26 protein-coding genes are annotated in these 24,192 nt (G+C 70.8%); 19 read left to right on the top strand and 7 right to left on the bottom strand.

Annotated features, from left to right (window positions below; genetic code table 11):
• The gene (locus ABKA17_RS01635; RefSeq protein WP_353689975.1) at window positions 1-1,437 is read left to right on the top strand and encodes an aldehyde dehydrogenase family protein; all 1,437 of its coding nucleotides are present in this window, start codon (window positions 1-3) and stop codon (window positions 1,435-1,437) included.
• On the top strand, window positions 1,430-2,353 hold the full coding sequence (locus ABKA17_RS01630) for an aldehyde dehydrogenase family protein (RefSeq protein WP_353689974.1): 924 nt from the start codon (window positions 1,430-1,432) through the stop codon (window positions 2,351-2,353). The genes ABKA17_RS01635 and ABKA17_RS01630 overlap by 8 nt, the downstream gene beginning before the upstream one ends.
• 67 nt (window positions 2,354-2,420) lie before the next feature.
• Here ABKA17_RS01630 and ABKA17_RS01625 read toward each other — a convergent pair whose 3' ends face one another.
• On the bottom strand, window positions 2,421-2,828 hold the full coding sequence (locus ABKA17_RS01625) for a hypothetical protein (RefSeq protein ID WP_353689973.1): 408 nt from the start codon (window positions 2,826-2,828) through the stop codon (window positions 2,421-2,423).
• Between the two features lie 60 nt (window positions 2,829-2,888).
• Between ABKA17_RS01625 and ABKA17_RS01620 the strand changes: the two genes are divergently transcribed.
• Together ABKA17_RS01620 and ABKA17_RS01615 are read left to right on the top strand one after the other, a co-directional pair.
• Window positions 2,889-3,596, top strand: a complete 708-nt coding sequence (locus tag ABKA17_RS01620) for a uridine kinase family protein (protein WP_353689972.1) — start codon at window positions 2,889-2,891, stop codon at window positions 3,594-3,596.
• A 31-nt stretch (window positions 3,597-3,627) separates the two neighbouring features.
• Entirely contained in the window at window positions 3,628-3,972 is a 345-nt protein-coding gene (locus ABKA17_RS01615) for a DUF6281 family protein (protein ID WP_353689971.1), read from the top strand.
• A gap of 151 nt (window positions 3,973-4,123) precedes the next feature.
• Here the strand turns inward: ABKA17_RS01615 and ABKA17_RS01610 are convergent, their stop codons facing one another.
• Window positions 4,124-4,867 (bottom strand): SigE family RNA polymerase sigma factor, encoded by a 744-nt coding sequence (locus tag ABKA17_RS01610; RefSeq protein WP_353689970.1) that lies wholly within the window; start codon window positions 4,865-4,867, stop codon window positions 4,124-4,126.
• 255 nt (window positions 4,868-5,122) lie between these two features.
• Between ABKA17_RS01610 and afsQ1 the strand changes: the two genes are divergently transcribed.
• The 5 genes from afsQ1 to ABKA17_RS01585 all read left to right on the top strand — a co-directional run bounded on the left by afsQ1 (window position 5,123) and on the right by ABKA17_RS01585 (window position 8,922).
• Window positions 5,123-5,800: a two-component system response regulator AfsQ1 gene (afsQ1, locus tag ABKA17_RS01605; RefSeq protein WP_055611283.1), complete on the top strand. Its 678-nt coding sequence runs from the start codon at window positions 5,123-5,125 to the stop codon at window positions 5,798-5,800.
• Window positions 5,797-7,347, top strand: a complete 1,551-nt coding sequence (locus ABKA17_RS01600; protein WP_353689969.1) for an ATP-binding protein — start codon at window positions 5,797-5,799, stop codon at window positions 7,345-7,347. Before afsQ1 ends, ABKA17_RS01600 begins: the two co-directional genes overlap by 4 nt.
• A complete protein-coding gene (locus ABKA17_RS01595; protein ID WP_353689968.1) occupies window positions 7,344-7,997 on the top strand; it encodes a hypothetical protein in 654 nt (217 codons plus the stop codon). Before ABKA17_RS01600 ends, ABKA17_RS01595 begins: the two co-directional genes overlap by 4 nt.
• A 71-nt stretch (window positions 7,998-8,068) precedes the next feature.
• Window positions 8,069-8,620, top strand: a complete 552-nt coding sequence (locus ABKA17_RS01590) for a VanZ family protein (RefSeq protein WP_353689967.1) — start codon at window positions 8,069-8,071, stop codon at window positions 8,618-8,620.
• 92 nt (window positions 8,621-8,712) lie between these two features.
• Window positions 8,713-8,922, top strand: a complete 210-nt coding sequence (locus ABKA17_RS01585) for a PspC domain-containing protein (RefSeq protein ID WP_353689966.1) — start codon at window positions 8,713-8,715, stop codon at window positions 8,920-8,922.
• A 77-nt stretch (window positions 8,923-8,999) separates the two neighbouring features.
• Here the strand turns inward: ABKA17_RS01585 and ABKA17_RS01580 are convergent, their stop codons facing one another.
• On the bottom strand, window positions 9,000-9,359 hold the full coding sequence (locus tag ABKA17_RS01580) for an ATP-binding protein (protein WP_353689965.1): 360 nt from the start codon (window positions 9,357-9,359) through the stop codon (window positions 9,000-9,002).
• Window positions 9,360-9,499: 140 nt separating this feature from the next.
• On the bottom strand, window positions 9,500-10,663 hold the full coding sequence (locus ABKA17_RS01575) for an adenosine deaminase (RefSeq protein WP_353689964.1): 1,164 nt from the start codon (window positions 10,661-10,663) through the stop codon (window positions 9,500-9,502).
• Window positions 10,664-10,776: 113 nt separating this feature from the next.
• On the opposite strand from ABKA17_RS01575, the gene ABKA17_RS01570 reads away from it, so the two are divergent.
• The 7 genes from ABKA17_RS01570 (at window position 10,777) to ABKA17_RS01540 (ending at window position 18,573) form a co-directional block, all read left to right on the top strand.
• A complete protein-coding gene (locus ABKA17_RS01570) occupies window positions 10,777-11,538 on the top strand; it encodes a prolyl oligopeptidase family serine peptidase (protein WP_353689963.1) in 762 nt (253 codons plus the stop codon).
• A gap of 197 nt (window positions 11,539-11,735) precedes the next feature.
• On the top strand, window positions 11,736-12,380 hold the full coding sequence (locus tag ABKA17_RS01565) for a choice-of-anchor M domain-containing protein (RefSeq protein WP_353689962.1): 645 nt from the start codon (window positions 11,736-11,738) through the stop codon (window positions 12,378-12,380).
• Complete coding sequence (locus tag ABKA17_RS01560; protein WP_353689961.1) at window positions 12,380-14,017, top strand: choice-of-anchor M domain-containing protein; 1,638 nt, start codon at window positions 12,380-12,382, stop codon at window positions 14,015-14,017. The genes ABKA17_RS01565 and ABKA17_RS01560 overlap by 1 nt, the downstream gene beginning before the upstream one ends.
• 14 nt (window positions 14,018-14,031) lie before the next feature.
• Window positions 14,032-15,555 (top strand): anchored repeat ABC transporter, substrate-binding protein, encoded by a 1,524-nt coding sequence (locus tag ABKA17_RS01555; RefSeq protein WP_353689960.1) that lies wholly within the window; start codon window positions 14,032-14,034, stop codon window positions 15,553-15,555.
• Entirely contained in the window at window positions 15,555-16,967 is a 1,413-nt protein-coding gene (locus ABKA17_RS01550) for a TIGR03773 family transporter-associated surface protein (RefSeq protein WP_353689959.1), read from the top strand. The genes ABKA17_RS01555 and ABKA17_RS01550 overlap by 1 nt, the downstream gene beginning before the upstream one ends.
• Window positions 16,934-17,686 (top strand): anchored repeat-type ABC transporter ATP-binding subunit, encoded by a 753-nt coding sequence (locus tag ABKA17_RS01545; RefSeq protein ID WP_353689958.1) that lies wholly within the window; start codon window positions 16,934-16,936, stop codon window positions 17,684-17,686. The genes ABKA17_RS01550 and ABKA17_RS01545 overlap by 34 nt, the downstream gene beginning before the upstream one ends.
• Window positions 17,683-18,573: an anchored repeat-type ABC transporter permease subunit gene (locus ABKA17_RS01540; RefSeq protein WP_353689957.1), complete on the top strand. Its 891-nt coding sequence runs from the start codon at window positions 17,683-17,685 to the stop codon at window positions 18,571-18,573. The genes ABKA17_RS01545 and ABKA17_RS01540 overlap by 4 nt, the downstream gene beginning before the upstream one ends.
• On the opposite strand, the gene ABKA17_RS01535 is transcribed toward ABKA17_RS01540, so the two are convergent.
• On the bottom strand, window positions 18,527-19,501 hold the full coding sequence (locus tag ABKA17_RS01535; RefSeq protein WP_353689956.1) for a LysR family transcriptional regulator: 975 nt from the start codon (window positions 19,499-19,501) through the stop codon (window positions 18,527-18,529). The two genes, ABKA17_RS01540 and ABKA17_RS01535, sit on opposite strands and share 47 nt — an antisense overlap.
• Window positions 19,502-19,564: 63 nt before the next feature.
• Between ABKA17_RS01535 and ABKA17_RS01530 the strand changes: the two genes are divergently transcribed.
• A complete protein-coding gene (locus tag ABKA17_RS01530; protein WP_353689955.1) occupies window positions 19,565-20,830 on the top strand; it encodes an MFS transporter in 1,266 nt (421 codons plus the stop codon).
• 365 nt (window positions 20,831-21,195) lie between these two features.
• The gene (locus ABKA17_RS01525) at window positions 21,196-22,212 is read left to right on the top strand and encodes a sigma-70 family RNA polymerase sigma factor (RefSeq protein WP_353689954.1); all 1,017 of its coding nucleotides are present in this window, start codon (window positions 21,196-21,198) and stop codon (window positions 22,210-22,212) included.
• Here the strand turns inward: ABKA17_RS01525 and ABKA17_RS01520 are convergent.
• Window positions 22,096-22,440, bottom strand: a complete 345-nt coding sequence (locus ABKA17_RS01520) for an STAS domain-containing protein (protein ID WP_353689953.1) — start codon at window positions 22,438-22,440, stop codon at window positions 22,096-22,098. The two genes, ABKA17_RS01525 and ABKA17_RS01520, sit on opposite strands and share 117 nt — an antisense overlap.
• 203 nt (window positions 22,441-22,643) lie before the next feature.
• Between ABKA17_RS01520 and ABKA17_RS01515 the strand changes: the two genes are divergently transcribed.
• Window positions 22,644-23,564: an AEC family transporter gene (locus ABKA17_RS01515; RefSeq protein WP_353689952.1), complete on the top strand. Its 921-nt coding sequence runs from the start codon at window positions 22,644-22,646 to the stop codon at window positions 23,562-23,564.
• A 1-nt stretch (window position 23,565) separates the two neighbouring features.
• Here ABKA17_RS01515 and ABKA17_RS01510 read toward each other — a convergent pair whose 3' ends face one another.
• Complete coding sequence (locus tag ABKA17_RS01510; RefSeq protein ID WP_353689951.1) at window positions 23,566-24,150, bottom strand: Uma2 family endonuclease; 585 nt, start codon at window positions 24,148-24,150, stop codon at window positions 23,566-23,568.
• Between the last annotated feature and the right edge of the window lie 42 nt (window positions 24,151-24,192).

Genomic DNA, 24,192 nt, shown 5'->3' with positions numbered 1-24,192 from the left:
ATGGCATCTGCATTCGAGTACGCACCGGCACCCGAGTCCCGCTCGGTCGTCGACATCGCGCCCTCCTACGGGCTGTTCATCGACGGCGAGTTCGTCGAGGCGGCGGACGGCAAGGTCTTCAAGACCGTCAGCCCCGCCACCGAGGAGGTCCTCTCCGAGATCGCCCAGGCGGGCGAGGCGGACGTCGACCGTGCCGTGAGGGCCGCCCGCAAGGCCTTCGAGAAGTGGTCCGCGCTGCCGGGCTCCGAGCGCGCCAAGTACCTGTTCCGGATCGCCCGGATCATCCAGGAGCGCAGCCGCGAACTGGCGGTCCTGGAGACCCTGGACAACGGCAAGCCCATCAAGGAGACCAGGGACGCCGATCTCCCCCTAGTCGCCGCGCACTTCTTCTACTACGCGGGCTGGGCCGACAAGCTCGACCACGCCGGCTTCGGCGCGAACCCGCGTCCGCTGGGCGTGGCCGGCCAGGTCATCCCCTGGAACTTCCCGCTGCTGATGCTGGCGTGGAAGATCGCCCCGGCCCTCGCGACCGGCAACACGGTGGTCCTGAAGCCCGCCGAGACGACCCCCCTGTCGGCCCTGTTCTTCGCGGACATCTGCCGCCAGGCCGGCCTCCCCAAGGGCGTCGTCAACATCCTTCCCGGCTACGGCGACACGGGCGCGGCCCTCGTCGAGCACCCCGACGTGAACAAGGTGGCCTTCACCGGCTCCACGGCCGTCGGCAAGGCGATCGCCCGACAGGTCGCGGGCACCCGCAAGAAGGTCACCCTCGAACTGGGCGGCAAGGGCGCCAACATCGTCTTCGACGACGCCCCGATCGACCAGGCCGTCGAGGGCATCGTCACCGGCATCTTCTTCAACCAGGGCCAGGTCTGCTGCGCGGGCTCCCGGCTGCTGGTCCAGGAGTCGATCCAGGACGAGCTGCTGGACTCGCTCAAGCGCAGGCTCTCCACCCTCCGCCTCGGCGACCCGCTGGACAAGAACACCGACATCGGCGCGATCAACTCCGAGGAACAGCTCACCCGTATCACCTCGCTGGTCGAGGCGGGCGAGGCGGAGGGCGCCGAGCGCTGGTCCCCGGCCTGCGAACTCCCCTCCTCCGGCTACTGGTTCGCCCCGACGCTGTTCACCAACGTCACCCAGGCGCACACCATCGCCCGCGACGAGATCTTCGGCCCGGTCCTGTCGGTGCTGACCTTCCGCACGCCCGACGAGGCCGTCGCCAAGGCCAACAACAGCCAGTACGGCCTGTCGGCGGGCATCTGGACGGAGAAGGGCTCCCGGATCCTGGCCGTCGCGGGCAAGCTGCGCGCGGGCGTCATCTGGTCCAACACGTTCAACAAGTTCGACCCGACCTCGCCGTTCGGCGGCTACAAGGAGTCCGGCTTCGGCCGCGAGGGCGGTCGGCACGGCCTGGAGGCGTACCTCGATGTCTGAGAAGAACGAGAAGACCGAGAAGGCCGAGTCCCGCCTGTCGGTCTTCAAGACCTACAAGCTGTACGTCGGCGGGAAGTTCCCGCGTTCCGAGAGCGGCCGGGTGTACGAAGTGACCGACTCGAAGGGCAAGTGGCTGGCCAACGCGCCGCTCTCCTCCCGCAAGGACGCCCGTGACGCGGTGGTCGCCGCGCGCAAGGCGTTCGGCGGCTGGTCGGGCGCGACGGCGTACAACCGGGGTCAGATCCTCTACCGCGTCGCCGAGATGCTGGAGGGCCGCCGCGAGCAGTTCACGCGCGAAGTGGCCGACGCGGAGGGCCTGTCCAAGTCGAAGGCCGCGGCACAGGTGGACGCCACCATCGACCGCTGGGTCTGGTACGCGGGCTGGACCGACAAGATCGCCCAGGTGGTCGGCGGCGGCAACCCGGTCGCAGGCCCCTTCTTCAACCTCTCCACCCCGGAACCGACCGGCGTGGTGGCCGTGCTGGCCCCGCAGGAGTCGTCGTTCCTGGGCCTGGTCTCGGTCCTCGCCCCGGTGATCGCCACCGGCAACACGGCGATCGTGATCGCGTCCGAGAAGTCCCCGCTGCCCGCCCTGTCCCTGGGCGAGGTACTGGCGACGTCCGACGTCCCCGGCGGCGTGGTCAACGTCCTGTCCGGCCGGACCGCGGAGATCGCGACGCCGCTCGCCGCGCACCAGGACGTCAACGCGATCGATCTGGCGGGCGCCGACGACGTACTCGCCAAGGAGCTGGAGATCGCGGCGGCCGACAACCTGAAGCGGGTTCTCCGTCCACAGCCTGTGGATGAACTCGGCTGGTCGGCGGACCCGGGCATCGACCGCATGACGGCGTTCCTGGAGACGAAGACGGTCTGGCACCCGACGGGTTCGCTGGGCGCGTCCGGCTCGTCCTACTGACGGCCACCGCAGACCGGAGAGCCGCGCCTCCCCTCCGTCCAGGGGTGGCGCGGCTCTTCGCTTGCCGTCAGTGGTTGTTGAGCAGCCCCGCGGCCTGACCCACCACCGGGATGCTGCCGATGGACTGGGCCTGCGCCACCGGGCCGGTCAGCGCCTGCGTGGCCAGGGGCTGGAAGTCGGCGAGCTGGGTGCCCAGGCCGTTGTCGAGGGGGTCGACGCCGGTGCCGGCGAGCGGGTTGGGCTTGAGTCCGCTGACCGGGCCGGTGACATAGCCGACGGTGGTGGTCAGGCCCTGGAGGCCGGCCTGCGGGTCGATTTTGCCCAGCGAGGTGGGGCGGGTGCGCATCACGTCGAGAACCGGGTCGGTGTCCGCGGAGGCCGTCGCCGCGCCCGCCCCCAGGGCGACGCCCGCGGTCGCGAGGGCGACCAGGGCACGCTGGGCGGTCGGGTTCTGCGGGGTCGCGTGTCGGGCCATCGTTTCTGCCACCTTCTCCATGCGTTCGGTAATCGGGTCGACACGAAGGGTAGTTGAGGTGTGACGCGCGCTTCAAAGCCGACCCGCGGGGTCGATGAACAACAGGTGAATGCCTCACACTGGTGTCCCGTGAGTTCCCCTTCGTCCATACCGACGCGAGTCGTGCTGCTCTGCGGCCCCTCCGGCTCCGGCAAGTCCCTCCTCGCGGCCCGTTCCGGCCTTCCGGTCCTGCGCCTCGACGACTTCTACAAGGAGGGCGACGACCCGACGCTGCCACTGGTGGCGGGGAGCTCCGACATCGACTGGGACCACCCCGAGTCGTGGGACGCGGACGTCGCCGTCGCGGCGATCACCGAGCTGTGCCGCACGGGCCGCACGGACGTCCCGCAGTACGACATCTCGCTCAGCGCCCGCACCGGCGCGGAGACCGTCGACATCGGCCGCACCCCGCTGTTCATCGCGGAGGGCATCTTCGCCGCCGAGATCGTCACCCGCTGCCGCGAACTCGGCGTCCTGGCCGACGCGCTGTGCCTGAGCCGCGGCCCCGTCCAGACCTTCCGCCGCCGCTTTCTGCGGGACCTCAAGGAGGGCCGCAAGTCGGTGCCGTTCCTGCTGCGGCGCGGCTGGCGTCTGATGCGCCAGGAACGCACGATCATCGCCCGCCAGACCGCGCTCGGCGCCCACGCCTGCGCCAAGGACGAGGCCCTGGGCCGGCTCGCCGCGGCAGCGGTCGGCCGCCGCCCGGCGACTTCGACGCCGACGAGCTGAACGATCCCGGTGGCTGTGGCGTCGTAGGGCCATGACGATCACACGTCGAGCCCTGCTCGCCACGGCAGCCGCCCTGTTGGCCACCACCGGATGCACGGTTTCGGGTTCGGGCGGCGAGGGCCACGGCTCGAACTCCTGCGCGGGCGTGGTGACCTACGACGGCCGTAGCTATCTGCCCACCGAGAAGTCCGTCTTCACCGTCGGCGAGCGGCTGGGGAACGCGACCCGCAAGAAGTGCGACGACACCCCGAACCACCCGGGGGACACGGTTCCCGGGAGCACGACCGGCGCGTACGCGATCGAGGGCGTCGACCCCGCCGACGGCATCGCCGTGGGGGACACGCCCGCCGAGGCGGCTCCCCTGGCCGCCCGCTGACCACACACCAAAGCGGGACTGGACGGACCCCCCGGCCCTCCAGCCCCGCTTTTTGGTGCTCCCCCGTGTGCTTCCCCCGTGGTGGTGCTTCCCCCGTGAAACCCCCCGGTACTGCTCCCCCGTACTTACCTACTTGCTCCCCCCACAACCCTCAGGCGACAAGCTCCCCGAAGGCGTCCTCCTCGTCACGGCCGAAGCTGAGGACCTCGTCCTCGCGCAGCCGGCGGAGCGACCGCCAGATGCTGGACTTCACCGTGCCGACACTGATGTCGAGGATGTCCGCGATCTCCGGGTCGGTGCGGCCCTCGTAGTAACGGAGGACCAGCATCGTGCGCTGGAGTTCGGGCAGCCGGGCCAGCGCCTGCCACAGGACCGCGCGCAGTTCGGTGCCGCGCATCGCGTCCGTGTCGCCGGGCGTCTCCGGCAGTTCCTCGGTCGGGTACTCGTTCAGCTTGCGGCGGCGCCACGCGCTGATGTGCAGATTGGTCATGGTGCGACGGAGGTATCCGCCGACCGCCGCCTTGTCACTGATCCGGTCCCACGCCTTGTACGTCGAGAACAGCGCGCTCTGGAGCAGGTCCTCGGCCTCGAAGCGGTCACCGGTGAGGTGATAGGCGGTTGCGTACAGGGAGGCACGACGCTCCTGGACGTAGGCGGTGAACTCCGCCTCCGACAGCGAACGACGCTCCCCCGAGCCCTCCCCGTACGCGGCTCCCCCGTGTGTTTCCCCCGTGAAACCGTCAACCACCGTCATGTACGCGGTGTGCTGACGCCCAGCGCCGCGAGCGCACCCCCGCCCGCTCACGGCGCCGGACTTCTCGGAACCCCGGCCCCCGTTCACGTCGTGCAGACGCGTGATCACTGCGCTGGTGCTGTTGCTGTGCAGCGTGTTCATCTCGCGCCCCCCGTCGTGGACTTCCGGTGTTCGGCTTGCTCAGGCGGTGTGTCCCCGCGATGTCCCTGCGGCGCTTCCTTGCCTGTGCCGAGAATCCTGCCTCCGCACCTTCATGGCCGTGTCCGCCGACTGTCACAGACCTGTCACAGGGGCCGCCCTCAGGAATCGCACAGCACGATCACAGAGAGCAGCGGTACGTGCACGTACCTGTACAGGTGTCGAAACCCGACCCCGCCATGGGCCAGAATGAGCCCCGTGCCTTCCCTGTTGCTGATCGAGGACGACGACGCCATCCGTACGGCCCTGGAGCTGTCTCTGACGCGCCAGGGTCACCGGGTTGCCACGGCTGCCACCGGCGAGGACGGCCTGAAGCTGTTGCGTGAGCAGCGGCCGGACCTGATCGTGCTGGATGTGATGCTGCCCGGCATCGACGGGTTCGAGGTGTGCCGGCGTATCCGGCGCACGGACCAGTTGCCGATCATTCTGCTGACCGCGCGCAGTGACGACATCGACGTCGTGGTCGGCCTGGAGTCCGGTGCCGACGACTATGTCGTCAAACCCGTGCAGGGGCGCGTCCTCGACGCCCGGATCCGGGCCGTGCTGCGGCGCGGCGAGCGGGAGGCCAACGACGCGGCCACCTTCGGCTCGCTCGTCATCGACCGCGCCGCCATGACCGTGACGAAGAACGGCGAGGATCTCCAGCTCACGCCGACCGAGCTGCGGTTGCTCCTCGAGCTGAGCCGGCGGCCGGGGCAGGCGCTGTCCCGGCAGCAGTTGCTGCGGCTGGTGTGGGAGCACGACTACCTCGGTGACTCCCGGCTCGTCGACGCGTGTGTGCAGCGGCTGCGCGCCAAGGTCGAGGACGTGCCGTCGTCCCCGACCCTGATCCGTACGGTCCGCGGGGTCGGCTACCGGCTGGACTCGCCTCAGTGACCCAAGCGCAAGGGGGGGTCCGCGGCTGGGCCGCGGCTCGCAAGGGACATCTGTCACGGCTCAGGTTCACCAGTCTGCGCCTCAGGCTCGTCGTGGTCTTCGGCCTGGTGGCGCTCACCGCCGCGGTCTCCGCGTCCGGGATCGCCTACTGGCTCAACCGCGAGGCGGTGCTCACCCGCACCCAGGACGCGGTGCTGCGCGACTTCCAGCAGGAGATGCAGAACCACGCGGGCCTGCTGCCCGAGCTGCCCGAGCAGTACGAACTCCAGCGCACCGCCCAGGAGATGGCCAACAGCAGCCAGCGCTTCAGCGTGCTGCTCGTGTCCAAGGACTCCGAGGGCGCGGCGCTGTACGCCAACTCCGGCGCCCTGAACGGCTTCTCGCTCCAGGACGTGCCCAAGTCGCTGCGGGCCGCGGTGAACGAGGAACAGGACGTCGACTCCGCCAACGAGTACGCGTACCACCTGTACTGGCAGCGGACCGTCGACGACGGCACGCCCTATCTGGTGGCCGGCACCAAGGTGATCAACGGCGGCACGACCGGCTACATGCTCAAGTCGTTGGAGCCGGAGGCGAAGGACCTCAACTCCCTTGCCTGGTCGCTCGGTATCGCCACCGGCCTCGCGCTGATCGGCTCGGCGCTGCTCGCGCAGGCCGCCGCGACGACCGTGCTGAAGCCGGTGCACCGGCTCGGGGTCGCCGCCCGCCGGCTCGGCGAGGGCAAGCTGGACACCCGGCTGAGGGTGTCCGGGACCGATGAACTCGCCGATCTGTCACGGACGTTCAACGACGCCGCGGAGGCCCTGGAGAAACGGGTCGACGACATGGCCGGGCGGGACGAGGCGTCCCGGCGGTTCGTCGCGGACATGAGCCATGAACTCCGTACGCCCCTCACCGCGATCACCGCTGTCACGGAGATCCTGGAGGAGGAGCTGGAGGCGGAGTCCGGGTCGATGGACCCGATGATCGAGCCGGCCGTACGGCTGGTGGTCAGCGAGACCCGGCGGCTCAACGACCTCGTCGAGAACCTGATGGAGGTCACCCGCTTCGACGCGGGTACGGCCCGGCTGGTCCTGGACGACGTCGACGTCGCCGACCAGATCACCGCGTGCATCGACGCGCGGGCCTGGCTGGACGCGGTCGACCTGGACGCCGAGCGAGGTATCCACGCCCGGCTCGACCCGCGGCGCCTGGACGTGATCCTCGCGAACCTCATCGGCAACGCGCTCAAGCACGGCGGTTCGCCGGTGCGGGTGGCGGTGCGCGCGGCGGACGAGGAGGTCGTCATCGAGGTGCGGGACCACGGGCCCGGCATCCCGGAGGACGTCCTGCCGCATGTCTTCGACCGGTTCTACAAGGCGAGCGCGTCCCGCCCGCGCTCCGAGGGCAGCGGGCTCGGCCTCTCCATCGCCCTGGAGAACGCCCACATCCACGGTGGCGAGATCACCGCCGCGAACCTGGCCGAGGGCGGCGCGGTGTTCACGCTGCGGCTACCGAGGGACGCCTCGGAACTGGCGCAGGAGGGCGAGGGGAAGCAGAGCACATGAGCGTGACGCGAGGGCGGGGGCGGCGAGCCGTGAAGACCGTGACCGTACGACGGCTGCCGGCGCTGCCTGTGCTGGCCGCACTGGCCGCGTTGGCCACCGGGTGCGGTATCCGGGCCACCGAGGTTCCGACGGACTTCGGCCCCGCGCCCTCGCGCGTGCACTGCTCGGTCTCCGAGCCGGACGTCTCCACCCAGTCCTCGCGGGGTCTGCCGGTCCAGGTCTTCCTGCTGTGCGGTTCGTCGCTGGTGGCCGTCGACCGGACGGTGAGCGTGGCGGACGGTACGGCGGACTCCCGGCAGCGGGTGCTGGTGGCGCAGGAGCTGCTGAACCAGCTCGCCTCGGCGCCCTCGGCCGGTGAGCGGGAGGCCGGGTACAAGACGACCGTGCGGGACGGCATGACGGTGACCGGGCCGCGCCCCCAGGACCCCGAGGACACCCTCCGGCTGAGTTTCCCGCCGGACGCCCTCGCCAAGTCCTCCCTCGCCCAGATCGTCTGCACGTTCTCCGACTCGGCCGCGGCGGAGGGCGACGGCTCGGTCGTCCTCGGCGGCCCGGACAACGCCCCGCTGCACCACTACGAGTGCACCGACGAGGTCCGCGCCGAGCCGAACAGGGTCGAGCCGCCGTCGTCGGAGGTCACCGACGGCTGACCCGCCCGTGTGGCGGACGCCTCATCGACCCGTCCGGAACCGATCCCGCCGCACCCCGCGTCTAGGGGGGCGTGCAGCGTGAAGGCTTCATCGGCGGCAGCGCCGGGATTCGCATCCGTGTGGCAGGGGGTGTCCTCCTTGTCGCACACCTCGCGTTCGTCGCCTGGCTCACGCTGCGGCCGCTGGACGTGCCGTGGATGACTCCGCCGAATCTGACCCCGCTCGCCGGGATCCGCGCCGACCTGGCGCTCGGCTGGCAGGTCGGGGCCCGGCGGATCGTCGAGGGCCTGGCGCTGCTGGCCCCCCTGGGTGTCCTGCTGCCGGCCCTGCACGGCCGGCTCTGGGCCTCCACGCTGGGCTCCCTGGTCCGTACGGTCGCGGCCGGCGCCCTGATCTCCCTGGGCATCGAGCTGCTCCAGACCAGCGTCCCGGGTCAGGTCGTCGACATCGACTCCCTGCTCCTGAACACCGTCGGCGTCGCCCTCGCCCACACCGCCTTGGTCCCCGCCGGCCGAGCCTGGCTCCGCCGCCGCACCCGACGCCGGGAACGGGCCGCCCTCCGCCAGGACGACGCCCCTCAGGGTCGGACCCCGACGTTTCCCAGGGTCGGGATCGCACCGTAGAGCGACGCTTTGTCCCTTCGGGCTCCGTAGCGTTGAGGACAGATGAGGCAGTCAGAGAGACAGCCTCCTACGACGCTCACGAAGGAGTCGCAATGTCCCGCCTTGCCCGCCCCACCAACGGCCGCATGATCGGCGGAGTGTGTGCCGCGCTGGCACGGCGCTTCGGCACCTCGGCCACCACGATGCGGGTGATCTTCCTGGTCTCCTGCCTGCTGCCCGGCCCGCAGTTCCTGCTCTACATCGCCCTGTGGATCCTGTTCCCCTCCGAGGGGAAGGCCAACAAGACGCAGGCGGCCTGGTAAGCACCTCGCGCATACGCCGATGGGGCGCACCCCGTACAAGGGGTGCGCCCCATCGGCGCGTGCGAAGGGGCCGGGGGTCAGCCGAGCGGGAGGCCGTTCACACCGGTGCCGCTGCCGCCGGGCAGGACCTTGCCGACCGGCAGACCGCCGAGCAGACCGGCGACCGGCTTGGTCGGGCCGTCGGCCAGCGCGCCCTGGGCGGCCGGCGTCACGGCGGCCAGGCTCGTGGCGACGGCCGGCTGCGCCTGCGACAGCGCGTCACCGGCACCCGGCAGCGCCTTGGCTACGTTCTCCGCGGGGAGCGTCTTGGTGACGCTGTCCAGCGCCGAGGAGGCGTCCGGAACGGCCGGAGCGGCGTTCGCGGCACCCGCGCCGGCCGCGGCGAAGGCGGCACCGAGGGCGGCGACACCGAGGGTCTTGGCAGCAGACTGCTTCATGAAAATGCGTCCTCGAAATGGGATGACGGTGATGTGAGCGGTCCACGACCGTAAACACGCACAGGCATCCGCCGCAAACATCGAAATGCGGACGGATTGTGAATACCCGTCCGCATTCCGTATTACGAGGCGTCCCTCGTTCAGCTCTCTTCGGCCACAGAACCGCTGGTCGACGCCGTCTGCTGGAACAGCCATTCGGACTTCAGCTCGGCATATCCGGGCTTGATGACGTCATTGATCATGGCCAGTCGTTCATCGAAAGGAATGAACGCTGATTTCATCGCATTGACGGAGAACCACTGCATGTCGTCGAGCGTGTAGCCGAATGCCCCGACCAGGTGCTCGAATTCCCGGCTCATACTGGTCCCGGACATCAGCCGGTTGTCGGTGTTCACGGTGGCCCGGAAGTGCAGCCGCCGCAGCAGCCCGATGGGGTGCTCGGCATAGGAGTCGGCGGCGCCGGTCTGGAGGTTGGAGCTGGGGCACATCTCCAACGGGATGCGCTTGTCCCGGACGTAGGAGGCGAGCCGGCCGAGCTTGACCGAGCCGTCCTCGTGGACCTGGATGTCGTCGATGATCCGCACCCCGTGCCCGAGCCGGTCGGCGCCGCACCACTGGAGGGCCTGCCAGATGGAGGGGAGCCCGAAGGCCTCGCCGGCGTGGATGGTGAAGTGGTTGTTCTCGCGCTTGAGGTACTCGAACGCATCGAGGTGCCGGGTGGGCGGGTAGCCGGCCTCGGCACCGGCGATGTCGAACCCGACGACACCGAGGTCGCGGTAGCGGTTGGCGAGCTCGGCGATCTCCAGGGCGCGGGCCGCGTGCCGCATCGCGGTGAGCAGGGCGCCGACGCGGATGCGCCGGCCGTTCTCCCGGGCGGTCCGCTCGCCTTCCCGGAAGCCCTCGTTGACGGCCTCGACGACCTCTTCGAGGCTGAGCCCGCCCTGGAGGTGCTGTTCCGGGGCGTACCGCACCTCGGCGTAGACGACCCCGTCGGCGGCGAGGTCCTCGGCGCACTCGGCGGCGACCCGGACGAGCGCGTCGCGGGTCTGCATCACGCCGACGGTGTGCGAGAAGGTCTCCAAGTACCGTTCCAGCGAACCGGAGTCGGCGGCCTCGCGGAACCAGATGCCGAGCTTGTCGGCGTCGGTCTCGGGGAGTTGGGCGTACCCGGTGTCCCGGGCGAGCTCGACGATGGTGCCGGGCCGGAGCCCGCCGTCGAGGTGATCGTGCAGCAGAACCTTGGGTGCCCGGCGGATCTGGTCCGAGCTCGGGGTGGTTCCCGTCCGGTCATTCTGGCTCGTCATTCACGCACTCTAACTCCTACGCGCGTAGATCGCCTGTTGTACAACTCCGCCGATACGTAACGGTGACCGCCCCGACGGGTGGAGTACACCAACGCTTCTGACACTGTTCTGTCATGGCACAGCAAGCGACGCCGGTTCGCACGGCCCGGCTGGGGCGGGCGCTCGGTCCGGAACCGACGGCGGTGAGCGGGGTGGTGCTGCTGCTCCCCGGGGGCGAGGAAGCCTCCGCCCGCAGACCGTCCCCCATGTTGGCGGCGGCCTCGGTCCGGGGCCTCGGCCGCCGACTGTCCCGCGCGGGCCGGGAGGAGGGCCTGGCCACCCATGTCGTCCACTACCGCTACCGCGGCTGGAACGGCACCGAGGCGCATCTCGCCCGGGACGCCGACTGGGCCACGGAGGAGGTCGTACGGCGGTACGGGGACGTCCCGATCTGTCTGGCCGGGGTCGACATGGGCGCCCGGGCGGCTCTCCACGCGGGCGGGCACGAGGCTGTCAACTCCGTGCTGGCGATCGCCCCTTGGCTGCCGGAGGAGGATGTGGCGGCGCCCCCCGAACCGGTGAAGCAGCTCGCGGGCCGGCGGGTGCTGGTGGTGCACGGCACGAACGACGCGCGGACGGACCCGGAGCTGTCGTTCCGGCTCGCGGCGCGGGCGAAGAAGGCGAACCGTGACGTGTGCCGGTTCGAAGTGCACTCCGACGGCCACGCGTTGCGCCAGCACCGGGACGAAGTCCACGCCCTCGCCGAGGACTTCGTGATGGGTTCGCTCTTCGGCCGCACCTTCTCCCGGCCGGTCGAGGACGCCCTGGCGGCCCCGCCGCCGCTGGGCCTGCGGATGCCTCTGGCCGCGGGCTTCGGGCGGTCGCTCCGGCGGTAGTCGCGGCCGGTCTCCGGCGGTGGTCGCGGTCCGTCCCTGGCGGTGGTCGCGGCCCACCTCCGGCCGCAGCGGCGGTCACACCCGCTTCACAGGCCTCCCATGTCTCCCTCAAGACCCCCTTGCGACTCTTTACTGAAAATGATTATCGTCTTTACGTGCCCATGGGGGGCATGTCCATGACCTAAGAGGGGCCTCTTTTGCGTACCCGCAACCGCCTGCTGACCGTCGCCGGCCTCGCCGCCGCCACGCTCGCCACCGCCGGCCTCAACTCCTCGGCGTTCGCCGCGACCACGCTGTCCGCCGGCCACGTGGACGTCCTCGACGCCGACTGGGACGGCAGCGCCCTGAGCCTGCACGCCCACGACGAGGAGACCGACACCGAGTACGACCCGGCGGACCTCACGCTCGCCGTGCCCGCCGCAGCCAAGGTCACCAACCCGGGCTTCGGCTTCCTCGGCAGCGGCAGCCAGGTGTGGCTGCTGCCCGACACCCAGGCCGAGGCCAACGCGGCCGGCGTGCTGTTCCCGGGCATCTCCACCGAGCACCTGACCACCGGGACCTTCGCCAATAACAGCGTCACCTACACGCTGGTCTCCGCGACCAGAAACGGCGCCGCCACCGAGGACTTCAGCGTCTTCACCGACGGTGGCACCCGCTGGTTCGACAGCAACACCGCCACCACCAACTTCAAGTCCCAGACCTACTCCGTCGGCGCCCACAACCACGCCAACTGGGCCTTCGAGGAGGCCGGCACCTATGTGCTGACCTTCCGCGTCCAGGGCACGGTCGCCGGCGTCGCCAAGACCGCCACCGAGGCCTACACCGTCGTCGTCAGCTCGTGATGAGAGCCCTGACGCGCGGCAGACGCGCCTTCACGGCAGCCGCGGTGACGGCGGCAACCGCGGTGCTCCTGGGCGCGGCAGGGCTGGTCGTCGCCGGCGGCAGCGGGGACGCCCGCGCCGCCGGCGGTGCCGTCGTGCTGGACGAGGGCGAGCTGGACCTGACGCCCCGACTGGTCGACGGGAAGCTCCGGTTGGAGGTCGACGACCGCAGCGGCCCGACCGAGGTCGTACGAAAGCCCTCCGAGGTGGTGCTGCATGCCGGGCCGCAGACGTTGGAGACGGTCATCTCCCCCGCGCAGGCGGCGCTCGGCGAGACGCAGATCAACGCGTACTTCCTCAACGGCTGGGAGAACGCGGGGAAGATCTTCGCGCCCGAGCCGGGCTGGAACGGCACCGAGGCCGGGGGCGCCACGCAGGTGGAGCTGTCCGGTTTCGAGGGGCCGGGACGGTTCGCGATGTACACGTACACCCGCGAGATGGACAACAACGACGAGTACGCGGTGCAGCATCTCAACAGCGCCGACCCGGCATTCGGATCGTTCACCTTGGCCGCGGACCAGCAACGGGCTGTGCCCACCTGGGGGTTCACCGAGGAGGGTGTCTACCGGCTGACCCTGACCGTCATGGCCGGGGGTGCCTCGGACACCGAGACGCTCGCCGTGGTGGTGGGCGACGACGTCGACCCGTCGACCGTGCTGCCCGGGGACGGCACCGTCCCCACACCGCCGGCCTCCCCCACGCCCACCCCCACCCCGACCACCACCGCCCCCACCGCGCACGTCATCTCCGAGGGCCACGTCGACATGGCGGCCCGGAAGGTCGACGGCGAGCTGGAGTTCCAGGTCAAGGAAGGCTCCGAGCTCGACCACGAGTGGTACGAGCCGGGCGCGGTCGTGATGCATGTCCGGCCGGCCGCCAAGCGGAAGATCCCCGAGGGGTACGACTTCCTCGGCACCCCGGGTGACGCCGTGTGGTGGCTGCCGTTGCAGCAGAACGCCGGGATCGTGTGGCCCGGCTGGAACACCGGGGAGTTCCCGAAGGCCGAGCTCGACGGCAAGGTCTCCTTCCGGCTGGACTCCGTGCAGGGACCGGGGAACATCGCGATGTTCTACAGCGGCTCGACCGGGACCCCCGTGATCTCGCTCAACAGCGGCGACGGGCTGCCCGACGCGCACCTCCTGTCCGGCGGCACGCACGCCCACTTCGACTGGGCCTTCTCCGCCGAGGGCGTGTACCGCACCACCTTCACCGTCACCGCCACGCTCGCCGACGGCACGAAGGTCGGTGACACGGAGACCATCGCCTGGGTGGTGGGCGACGACACCGACCCGTCGACCGTGACACCGGGAACGGGAACCGAACCGACGGCGACCCCGACGGCCACCCCGACCCCGAGCACGAGCCCCACGGACACGGCCGCACCCACGACCTCGGTATCGGAGTCGCCGAGCGCGGCGGTCACCGAGGGCGGCACGAGCGGCGTCGGCACATCGACCACCACCTCCACCTCCCCGGCGTCCGGTTCGCTCGCCTCGACCGGCGCCCAGGTGTCGACGGTCGCGGGGCTCGCGGCGGCCGCCGTGCTGATGGGCGGCGGCACGGTGTTCCTCGTACGACGACGCCGGAGCGCCCGGTGAGAGGAGGGAGCCCCGTGCGGGGCCGTCCCACACGTGTCGCAGCCTTGGTGCTCGCCTCGGCCTGTGTGCTGCTCGCCGGGTGCAGCCGGAGTGGATCCGGGGCGTCCGACGCCGAGTTGAGGGTCTCCACGACCACCGCGATCATCGCCGACCTGGTCCGCCAGGTCGGCGGCGACCGGGTCGACGTGACCTCGATCGTGCCGCACCACGGAGACCCGCACTCCTACGAACCGAGCCCCGGTGACGCGGCGAAGGTCGCCCGGGCGGACCTGGTGTTCGGCAACGGGCTGCTCCTGGAGGAGCCCGGGATCATGAAGATGGTCCACAGCAACGCCCGGAAGTCCGCGCCGAAGATCGAGATCGCCGAGAAGCTGGAGCAGTACGGCGGCACGGTGATGAAGCTGGAGGAGGACCTCGGGCTCGATGTGCTGTGGCTCGGGTGGGCGGTGGAGGGCGAGGTCGCCGGGGACGGTTCCCAAGTCCGTACGACCGCCACGAAGTTGGAGGGGCCGGGGGATCTGAGGGTCTACCTAACGGACACGCTCGGGCGGCCCAAGGTGTACGTCGACTCCAGTGACGGTTTCGACGGCTCGGACTCCTTCACGCTGCCGCCCGAGGCGCACACGCACGTCAACTGGGCGTTCAGCGAGCCGGGAACGTACCGGCTGACCGTCGAGGGGCGCACCGAGACGCTGGACGGGAGGACCGAGGAGTTCGGCAGCGGGACATTCACGTTCACCGTCGGCGGTGAGGTACCCAAGGGCACCACCGTGCTCGACGGCGGGCATGCCGACCTCGCGCTGAACGCCGAGACCGGGAAGGTGTACGTCCGCGCCGACGACGAGAAGAGCGGCGAGCGGACGCGGTTCGCGCCGGACGAGGTCGTGCTGAACGTGCCCGACCGGGCCCGGGAGTCGGTGCCGAAGGAGTCGGCGTACTCCTTCCTCGGGGCGGCGGGCGACCCGCTGTGGGTGCTGCCGCAGGCGGTGCTCGGCAAGCACGTCCACGGCGACCTGGACCCGCACGCCTGGGAGGACGTGGCCAACGCGGAGGCGTATGTGCGGCGTATCCAGGCCGAGTTGGCGAAGGCCGATCCGGGCGGGGCGAAGACGTACGAGAAGAACGCTGCCGCCTATCTGAAGACGCTCGGCGCGCTCGACGAGGAGGTCGGGCGGGCGCTGGCGACCGTTCCCGAGCACAACCGCAAGCTGATCACCACGCACGACGCCTTCGGCTATCTCGCCAAGGCGTACGGCATGGAGGTGGCCGGCTTCGTCGTGCCGGTGCCCAACCAGGAGCCCAGCGCGGCCGAGGTGGAGCGGCTCGGCGACACCATCCGGGAGAAGCGGGTCCCGGCGGTGTTCGTGGAGCCCAACCTCGCCGCCCGGGCGAACGTGCTGGAGCGGGTCGCGCAGGACGAGGGGGTCGAGGTCTGCACGATCTACGGCGACTCGTTCGACGACAAGGTCCACGACTACGTGTCGATGATGCGGCACAACGCGAGGGAGCTCGCCAAGTGCCTTGGAGGGAAGGCCTGATGACGGGCAGGGAACGGATCGCGGTGGCCGTCGTGCTGGCGGCCGCGCTGACGGGCGGCGGCAACGCCGCCGTCGCGGACGAGCCGTCGCACGAACTCGGGAGGATCGCCTACGCCGACGGGGAGTTGACCCTCGACCCGGGCGACGGTGCGCGGGTGGTCGAGGCGGACGACGCCGTGCCCGGCTGGGACACGACGGGAGTGCCGTCGGGGGCCTTGGCCGGTGACACCGTGACATGGGCGCTGACCGGGCTGGACGGGCCCGGCGACGTAAAGGTGCATGGGGACGGCTCCGTGCTCTTCGACAGCGCGGACAACGTGCCGGACCGGGTCGAGGTGCCGGTCGGTGAACAGGCCGACATGAGTTGGGAGTTCAGCGAGGAGGGGACCTACCGGCTCATCTTCGAAGCATCGGGTACGGCGGCGGACGGGCGAGCCCTGTCCGTCGGGACCGTCTACACGGTGGTGGTCGGCGGAGAGCCGGCAACGAAGGCACCGGAACCGGTGCCCTCCCCCGCCGCCCCGACTCCCGAGCTCCGGACCCGTGCCCTCGCCGCACCGGCGCAGGCGCCCCGGGGCGCTCTGGCCGCCGACGTCGTATCGGACAGGAAGGTCCTCGACGACGGCCACATCGACTTCGCCGCCCGGGTCGTCGGCGACAAGCTCCAGATCCACGTCAAGGACGGCACGGTCTCCGGGACGACCACCTGGCGGGAACCCTCGTCGCTGGTCCTGCGCGTGAAGCCGGCCGCGAAGAACGCCCTGCCCGACAACGACGCCTTCGCCTTCCTGGGGAAGCCCGGTTCCGACGTCTGGCTGCTGGACCAGGTCCAGCAGGAAGGGCTGCTGTGGCCCGGCTGGTCGACGGACAACATCGAGGCGGGGAAGACGAAGGGCGGGGTGACCTTCACGCTGACGAAGGCCGACGGGCCGGGCGCCTACGCGCTCTACACGTACGACGCGATGTCGGGCGCCGACGTGCTGTTCAACAGCAAGGACGGGGTGCCGGACTCCTTCGAGGTCCCGGCCAACACGCATGCGCACGGCGGATGGGCGTTCACGAAGGAGGGCACGTACCGGCTCACCTTCCGGATGAGCGGGAAGCTCGCCGACGGGACCGCCGTGAGCGATACGGAGACGGTGACGTTCGTGGTCGGGGACGGGGACGCGGACGCGGTGAGCCCCGGGGGCTCCTCCTCGCCCACGGAGAGGGAGACGGAAACGGGCACGGGCACGGACACAGACACGGGAACAGCCAAGTCGGGTTCCACGGCCGCCGGTTCGGACGCCTCGGGGTCCATGGCGAGCACCGGTGCCGGAGACCCGGCACTCCTCGCCGGGGCGGCCGCCGGGCTGGCGCTCGTCGGTGGCGGTGCGGTGTGGGGCGTACGGCGTCGGCGGCGGGGCATGTGAGCGCGCTGCTGCGGGTCGAGGCCGCGTCCGTCGTGCTCGGGGGGCGGCTCGCCCTGGAGGACGCGTCGCTCGCCGTGCAGGGGGGTGAGCTGGTCGGGCTGATCGGGCCCAACGGGGCAGGGAAGACGACTCTGTTGCGGGCCGCGCTGGGGCTTGTGCCGCTCGCCTCGGGGACGGTGTCCGTGGCATCCCTGCCTGGTTACGTTCCCCAACGGCACGAGTTCGCCTGGGACTTCCCCATCGACATCGCGGGCGCCGTCCTGACCGGACGTACGCGCGCGATCGGCTGGCTGCGGCGGCCCCGCGCCGCCGACCGGGAGGCCGCCGACCGTGCCCTGGAGCTCACGGGGCTCACCGCGCTGGCCCGCAGGCCCGTCGGTGAGCTGTCGGGCGGGCAGCGTCAACGGGTGCTGGTGGCAAGGGCGTTGGCGGCGGAGCCGCGGCTCCTGCTGCTCGACGAGCCGTTCACCGGCGTCGACGTGCCCACCCAGGAGCTCCTCAACCAGCTCTTCCGGCAGCTCGCCGCCGAGGGACGGGCCCTGCTGATGACCACCCACGACCTGTCGGCGGCCGCCCGCACCTGTGACCGGGTGGTGCTGATCAACCGGACGGTCGTCGCCGAGGGCGGCCCGGAGCTGCTGGCCGAACCGGACCAGATGCTGCGGGCGTTCGGCCTTGACCGGGCCATGCGTACGGAGCGTGCGGAGACGGTGACGTGATCGACTTTCTGCTGGACCCCTGGGAACTGCCCTTCATGCAGCGGGCGTTCACCGTCGCCGCCGTGGTGGGGCTGGTGTGCGGGGTGGTCGGGGTGTACGTCGTGCTGCGCGGGATGGCGTTCATCGGGGACGCCGTGGCGCACTCGGCGTTCCCCGGGGTGGCGCTGGCCTACACCTTCGAGGGCAACCTGCTCCTCGGCGGGGCGACGGCCGGGATCGTCACCTCGGTGCTCATCGCGTACGTGTCGCAGAACCGGCGGCTGAAGGAGGACACCGTGATCGGGGTCTTCTTCGCCTTCGCCTTCGGCCTCGGGATCGTGCTCGTGTCGACCCGGGACAGCTGGACGACCGACCTGTCGTCGTTCCTGTTCGGGCAGGTGCTGGCGGTGTCGGACGACGACGTGTGGACGGTCGCCGGGATCGGGGCGGTGCTGGTGGCCGTCGTACTCGCCCTGCGCAAGGAGCTGATCGCGGTCAGCCTGGACCGGGAGACGGCACGGGCGGCGGGGCTGCCGGTGTTCCGGCTGGATCTCACGCTGTACGTGGTGGTCACCTCGACGATCGTGATGTCGCTGGAGGCCGTGGGCAACGTCCTCGTCCTCGCGCTGCTCATCACGCCCGCCGCGACCGCCCGGCTGCTGACCGAGCGGCTGTGGACCATGACCCTGCTCGCGTCGGCGCTCGGGTGCGCGGGGAGCCTGGCGGGGCTGTACGTGTCGTACGCGTACGACCTGGCGGCCGGCGGCTCCATCGTCGTGGTGCTGACGGGTGTGTTCGTGGTGGTGTGGTGTCTGGCGCCGAAGCACGGGCTGCTCGCGCGTGCGTCCGCCAAGGCGGTGGTCAGTCCGGCAGGAGACGGCCGCGCTGTGCGAGCAGGAACTTCTTGAAGGCGGCCACGGGTGGTGTGTCCGGGTGGCCGTCGAGCCAGGCCACGCCGATCTCGCGCACCGCGCGCGGTGCGGTGACCGTCAGCTCGACGACCCCCGGGCGGGCCACGGCGGGTGGGGGGAGAAGGGCGACGCCCAGACCGGCGGCGACGAGGCCTCGTAGCGTCTCGGCCTCTTCCCCCTCGAAGGCGATACGGGGCTTGAAGCCGGCCTCCTGGCACAGGTCGTCGGTGATGCGGCGCATGCCGTAGTTGGGCTCCAGGGTCACGAACGTCTCGTCGGCGGCCTCGGCGAGGCGGACCCGTTTGCGGGAGGCGAGGCGGTGGTCCGCCGGGACGACCAGCCGGAGTTTCTGCTCGTCGAGGCGGCGGCCGACGAGGTCCGGGGCGTCCGGGACCGGGGAGGTCAGACAGAGGTCCAGCTCGCCCGCGCGCAGGCGTTCGATCATCGCCTCGCCATAGTTCTGGACCAGGCTGAAGCGGACCCGGGGGTGGTCGGCGCGGAAGGCGCGGATGAGGCCGGGGACCGTCTCCGAGCCCATGGTGTGCAGGAAGCCGAAGGCGACCTTGCCGGTGGCCGGGTCGGCGTCGGCGCGGACCTCCTCGGCGGCGCGCTCGATCTCGCCGAGGGCGCGTTCGACGTGGCCGAGGAAGGCGCGGCCGGCGGGGGTGAGGGAGACCGTGCGGCCGATTCGGGCGAACAGGTCGACGCCCAGGTCCTGTTCGAGGCGGACCATGGCGCGGGAGAGCGTGGACTGCGGGACGTTCATCTCCTGCGCGGCCCGGGTGACGTGCTCGGTGCGGGCGACGCCGGCGAAGTAGGCGAGGCGCGGGGCCAGCACCAAGGACATCTCCGACATGTCCGCCGCCATGTCTTCTGTGTCACTGGACGGTGACAGACGAGGCTGTGAGCTGTGTTGATGCACCATGGGAACGATTATGACGAGTTCATGCATTGGACGCATGAACCGAGGTGTACGTAACTTCGAGGCATGCCTGCCAGTACCGAGGCGTCCATGACCATGGGCGCCGTATCCGCTGTTCCCGCTCCCGACTCCCGTATGGCCCCCGGCGGCCCCGGCTACCGCCGGATGAGCTTCGCCCTCTTCCTCGCCGGGGTGGCGACCTTCGCCCTCCTGTACTCCACGCAGGCCCTTCTGCCGCTGATCTCCGGCGACTTCGGGGTGGCGGCGAGCGACGCGAGCTGGACGGTGGCGGCGGCGACGGGCGGACTGGCCCTGTTCGTCCTTCCCATGAGCGCGGTCTCGGAGCGCTACGGACGCCGTACGGTCATGACCGCCTCGCTGGCGGTCGCGGTGACCGTCGGGCTGCTGGTCCCGCTGGCTCCCTCGCTGCCGGCACTGGTCGCGCTGCGGGCCTTGCAGGGTGCGGCGCTGGCCGGTCTTCCGGCTTCCGCCACGGCGTATCTCGCGGAGGAGGTCCGGCCGAAGGCGCTGGTCACGGCGATCGGCCTGTTCGTCGCGGGCAACAGCGTCGGCGGGATGAGCGGCCGGGTCATCACCGGCTGGGTGGCGCAGGAGTGGGGCTGGCGGGTGGCCCTGGGGGTCATCGGGGCGATCGCGGTCGCGTGCGCGGTGGCGTTCCGGCTGCTGCTGCCGGCGCCGAAGCACTTCGTCGCGGGCTCGCTGAAGCCGCGCGTGATGGTCCGCACGGTCCGTGACCACCTGTCCAACCCGCTGATGTGCCGGCTGTACGCGATCGGCGCGCTGTTCATGACGGTGTTCGGCGGCGTCTACACGGTGATCGGGTACCGGCTCACCGAGGCCCCGTTCGGGCTGCCGCAGGGCATCGTCGGCTCGATCTTCCTGGTCTATCTGGTGGGTACGGTGTCGGCGTCGACGGCGGGCCGTCTGGTGGGGCGCCTCGGCCGCCGGGGCGCGCTGTACGCGGCGGGCGCGACGACGGCCTCGGGTCTGGTGCTGTCGCTGGCGGACTCTCTGGGGCTCGTCCTGATGGGGCTGGTGCTGATCACGGGCGGGTTCTTCGCGGGGCACGCGGTGGCGTCGTCGGCGGTCAGCAAGACGGCGACGGAGGGGCGGGCGCAGGCGTCCGCGCTCTACCAGTCGGCGTACTACATCGGCTCCAGTGCGGGATCGACGGTCGGTGCGATCGCGTTCCACGCGGGGGGCTGGGCCGGGACCGTCGGGGTCGGTCTGCTGGCGGTGCTCGGTGTCGTGACGATCACCGTCCTCGGAACGCGTGCGGCTCGGGCCCAGCAGCGGCTCGCTGTGGCCTGAGCCGCACGTTCCCCTTCTACTTCCCCCTGGTCGAGGTCGGTCGGCCAGGGGGACCGCTTTTTCTCGCCCCCGCCGCCCCTACCCGTCCCATCCTTCTGGGGCTCCGCCCCAGACCCCGCTCCTCAAACGCCGGAGAGGCTGACTTCTCAGCCCGTCCGGCGTTTGAGGACGAGGCCCCTTCAGGGCCGAAGCGGGGGTCTGGGGGCGGCAGCCCCCAGGGACGGGACGGGTAGGGGCGGCGGGGGCGAGAAACGTCTGACCTGCACGTTCCCCCACTCGACACGCCATTGTCAGACCCCTGCGATAGCTTCGGACGTGCTGGGCGCAAAGGCGCGACACAGAACGGCCACAGGGGTGGGTGGACGATGACGGACAGCACGACGACAGCGGACCTCGACGTCAGGCTGGAGAAGCACCGGGTCGAGCTGACCGGGTACTGCTACCGGATGCTCGGCTCGTCCTTCGAGGCGGAGGACGCGGTACAGGACACGATGGTCCGCGCCTGGCGCAGCTACGACAAGTTCGAGGGCCGCTCCAGCCTCCGCTCCTGGCTGTACCGCATCGCGACGAACGTCTGCCTGGACATGCTGACGGCCGGCAACAAACGCGCGAGGCCCATGGACCTCACCGATTCGACGCCGCTCGCCCAGGCCGCCCTCTCCCCGCGCCCGGACCACACCTGGCTGGAGCCGATGCCGGACGCCCGGATCCTGCCCACGGTCGAGGACCCGGCGGAGGCGGCCGTGGCCAAGGAGTCCGTGCGGCTCGCCTTCATGGCCGCCCTCCAGCAACTCCCGCCCAAGCAGCGGGCGGTGCTGATCCTGCGAGAGGTGCTGGCCTGGAGGGCGAGCGAGGTCGCCGAGCTGCTCGGCACCACGGTCGCCTCGGTCAACAGCGCCCTCCAGCGGGCCCGCGCGACCCTCGCCGAGCGCGAGGGACAGCACGGCGCCGAAGCGGTGGTGTCCGACCCGCTCGACGAGGAGCAGCAGAAGCTCCTGGACCGCTACATGGCCGCGTTCGAGGGCTACGACATGACGGCGCTGACAGCTCTGCTGCACGAGGACGCCATCATGACGATGCCGCCGTTCGACCTGTGGCTGACGGGCCACGACGACATCACGGGCTTCATGACGACGCTCGGTTCGGCCTGCGAGGGCTCGCGGCTGGTGCCGGTCCAGGTGAACGGTCTGCCGGGGTTCGCCCAGTACAAGCCGGACCCCGAGGAGGGCGGCTACACACCGTGGGCGGTGCAGGTCCTGGAGATCTCAGAGGGCCGGCTCACCGGGTTCCACTTCTTCCTCGACACCAAGCGGTGGTTCCCGTTGTTCGGGCTCCCCCTCCATCTCGAAGCGGAGGCCGACCAGGTCGAGCAGGGCGTGTAGCGCGGGGTCGGGGTCTCTGAGCCGGATCCGGCCCCCGGCCCGCCGCGCGGCGAGTTGCAGCCGCGCCAGCAGGTCGACGACCCCGAGCCCCGGTGGCCCGAGCCCGGCCACATCACAGACCACCGCCCCGGCCCCGGTCGCGTCCAGCAGCGCGCGCACGTCCTCGCACAGCCCTGTCACCTCGTCCCGGGTGACGGGGCCGGCCAGTACGAGCACAGCGGGTGTCATGGCGTCCACGATCTGTAGACCTGTCGGGCGGGCGAAACTCATCGCGGCCGGGGCTCCCCGGGGCCGAAGCTCATCGTGGCCGGCGTCCACCGACCGGGATCACATTGACCTGGGCACCGCCTTCCCCGGAGGGTTGGCTGTATGCCCCACGGATCAGCACCGCCCTGGATACCGCACGCCCTCCGCACCGCCGAGGAGGTTCCGTGCAGGGCGTGCTGACCGGCTTCGCCGTCATCGCCGTCGTGATCGCGGTCGGCTATGTGATCGGGCGGCGGGGCTACCTCGGCGACAACGGCCGCGAGGTGCTGACGAAGCTCGCCTTCCATGTCGCCTCCCCCGCCCTGCTCTTCACGACGCTGGCGCGGGCCGACCTGTCGACGGTCTTCTCCAGCCGGCTGGTCGTGACCGCGCTGAGCACGGCGGCGACGGCGGGTGTCTTCGTCGCGGTGGGTGTCGTACGCGGCTGGGGCGTGGGCCGCACGACGATCGGCGCCCTGTGCTCCAGTTACGTCAACTCCGGGAACCTGGGCATCCCGATCGCGGTGTACGTCCTCGGCGACGCCTCGCTGGTGGCGCCGGTGCTGCTGTTCCAGCTGCTCCTGCTGACCCCGATCGCGCTGACCGTCCTGGACCTGTCGGCGAGGGACGGCAAGGACCCGCTGTGGCTACGGCTGCTCACCCCACTGCGCAACCCGATCGCGGTGGGCTCCCTGGCGGGCGTCGCGGCCTCGGCCACCGGCCTCCACATCCCGTCGGCGGTCATGGACCCGGTGACCCTCATCGGCAACATGTCCGTCCCGGCGGTGCTGCTCGCCTTCGGTATCTCCCTGTGCGGCAGCACGATGCCGGGCCGGGGTCCGGACCGCCAACTGGTCCTGCTGTCGGTGGCGTTGAAGTCGGTGGGCCAGCCGGCGGCCGCCTGGGCGCTGGCGGCGGGGGTGTTCGGGCTGCGGGGTCACCAACTCCTGGACGTGGTGGTGACGTCGGCGCTGCCGGCCGCGCAGAACCTGTACACGTACGCGTCCAGCTACCGGGTGGGCGAGCGGCTGGCGCGGGACTCGATCCTGGTGTCGACGGTGTTGTCGGTGCCGGTGTTGGTGGTGGTCGCGGCGCTGTTGGGATGAGTCAGGTCTCGGGGAACTCGCCAGTGTCGATGACGAGGTCGAAGGGCGCCGGAATCGTGAGGAGTTCGCCGAACTTGGCGACAGCCAGGGGGCGGTAGACATCGCCCCTCGGTTCGCCGTAGAGCGTCGCGGTGGGTCCTTCGGGTGCCCACCGGTCGACCAGGACGTAGAGCGGAATGCCCGCGGAAGCGTAGGCGGCCGGTTTGCTCACGCGGTCGTGGCGGGCGTTCTTCCTTGAGGTGACCTCCACGACGAGTTCGGCGACGGCGCCCGGCAGATAGGTCTCCGCGTCGGTGCACTCCTCGATCGGAGCGACCAGGATGTCCGGGATGAACATGCCCAACCGCGACGGTACCGCGATGGCCTGCGTCTGGAAGACCCCCCAGTCATCGGGGATCACGGAGTAGAGGCGACGCTGGATACGTTCCGCGATCACATTGTGGCGCGGCGCTGGAGCAGGTGACGCGGTGATGATCCCCTCGATGATCTCCAGCTTGCTGCCCTCGGGCCATTCCATCTCGTCCCAGAGCTGGACGAGGTCGTCCCAGCTCTGCCCGGGATCGTGGCCCACGGTGAGTGCGCTCATGGCGGTCTCCTATCGGTGCGTCACCGATCCCAGCATGCCGAA

Origin of the sequence: Streptomyces sp. RG80, from assembly GCF_040446465.1 — a bacterium.
Taxonomy (GTDB): Bacteria; Actinomycetota; Actinomycetes; order Streptomycetales; family Streptomycetaceae; genus Streptomyces.
The sequence above is the reverse complement of the archived record's forward strand: the minus strand, read 5'-3'. Positions and strand labels throughout refer to the sequence as shown.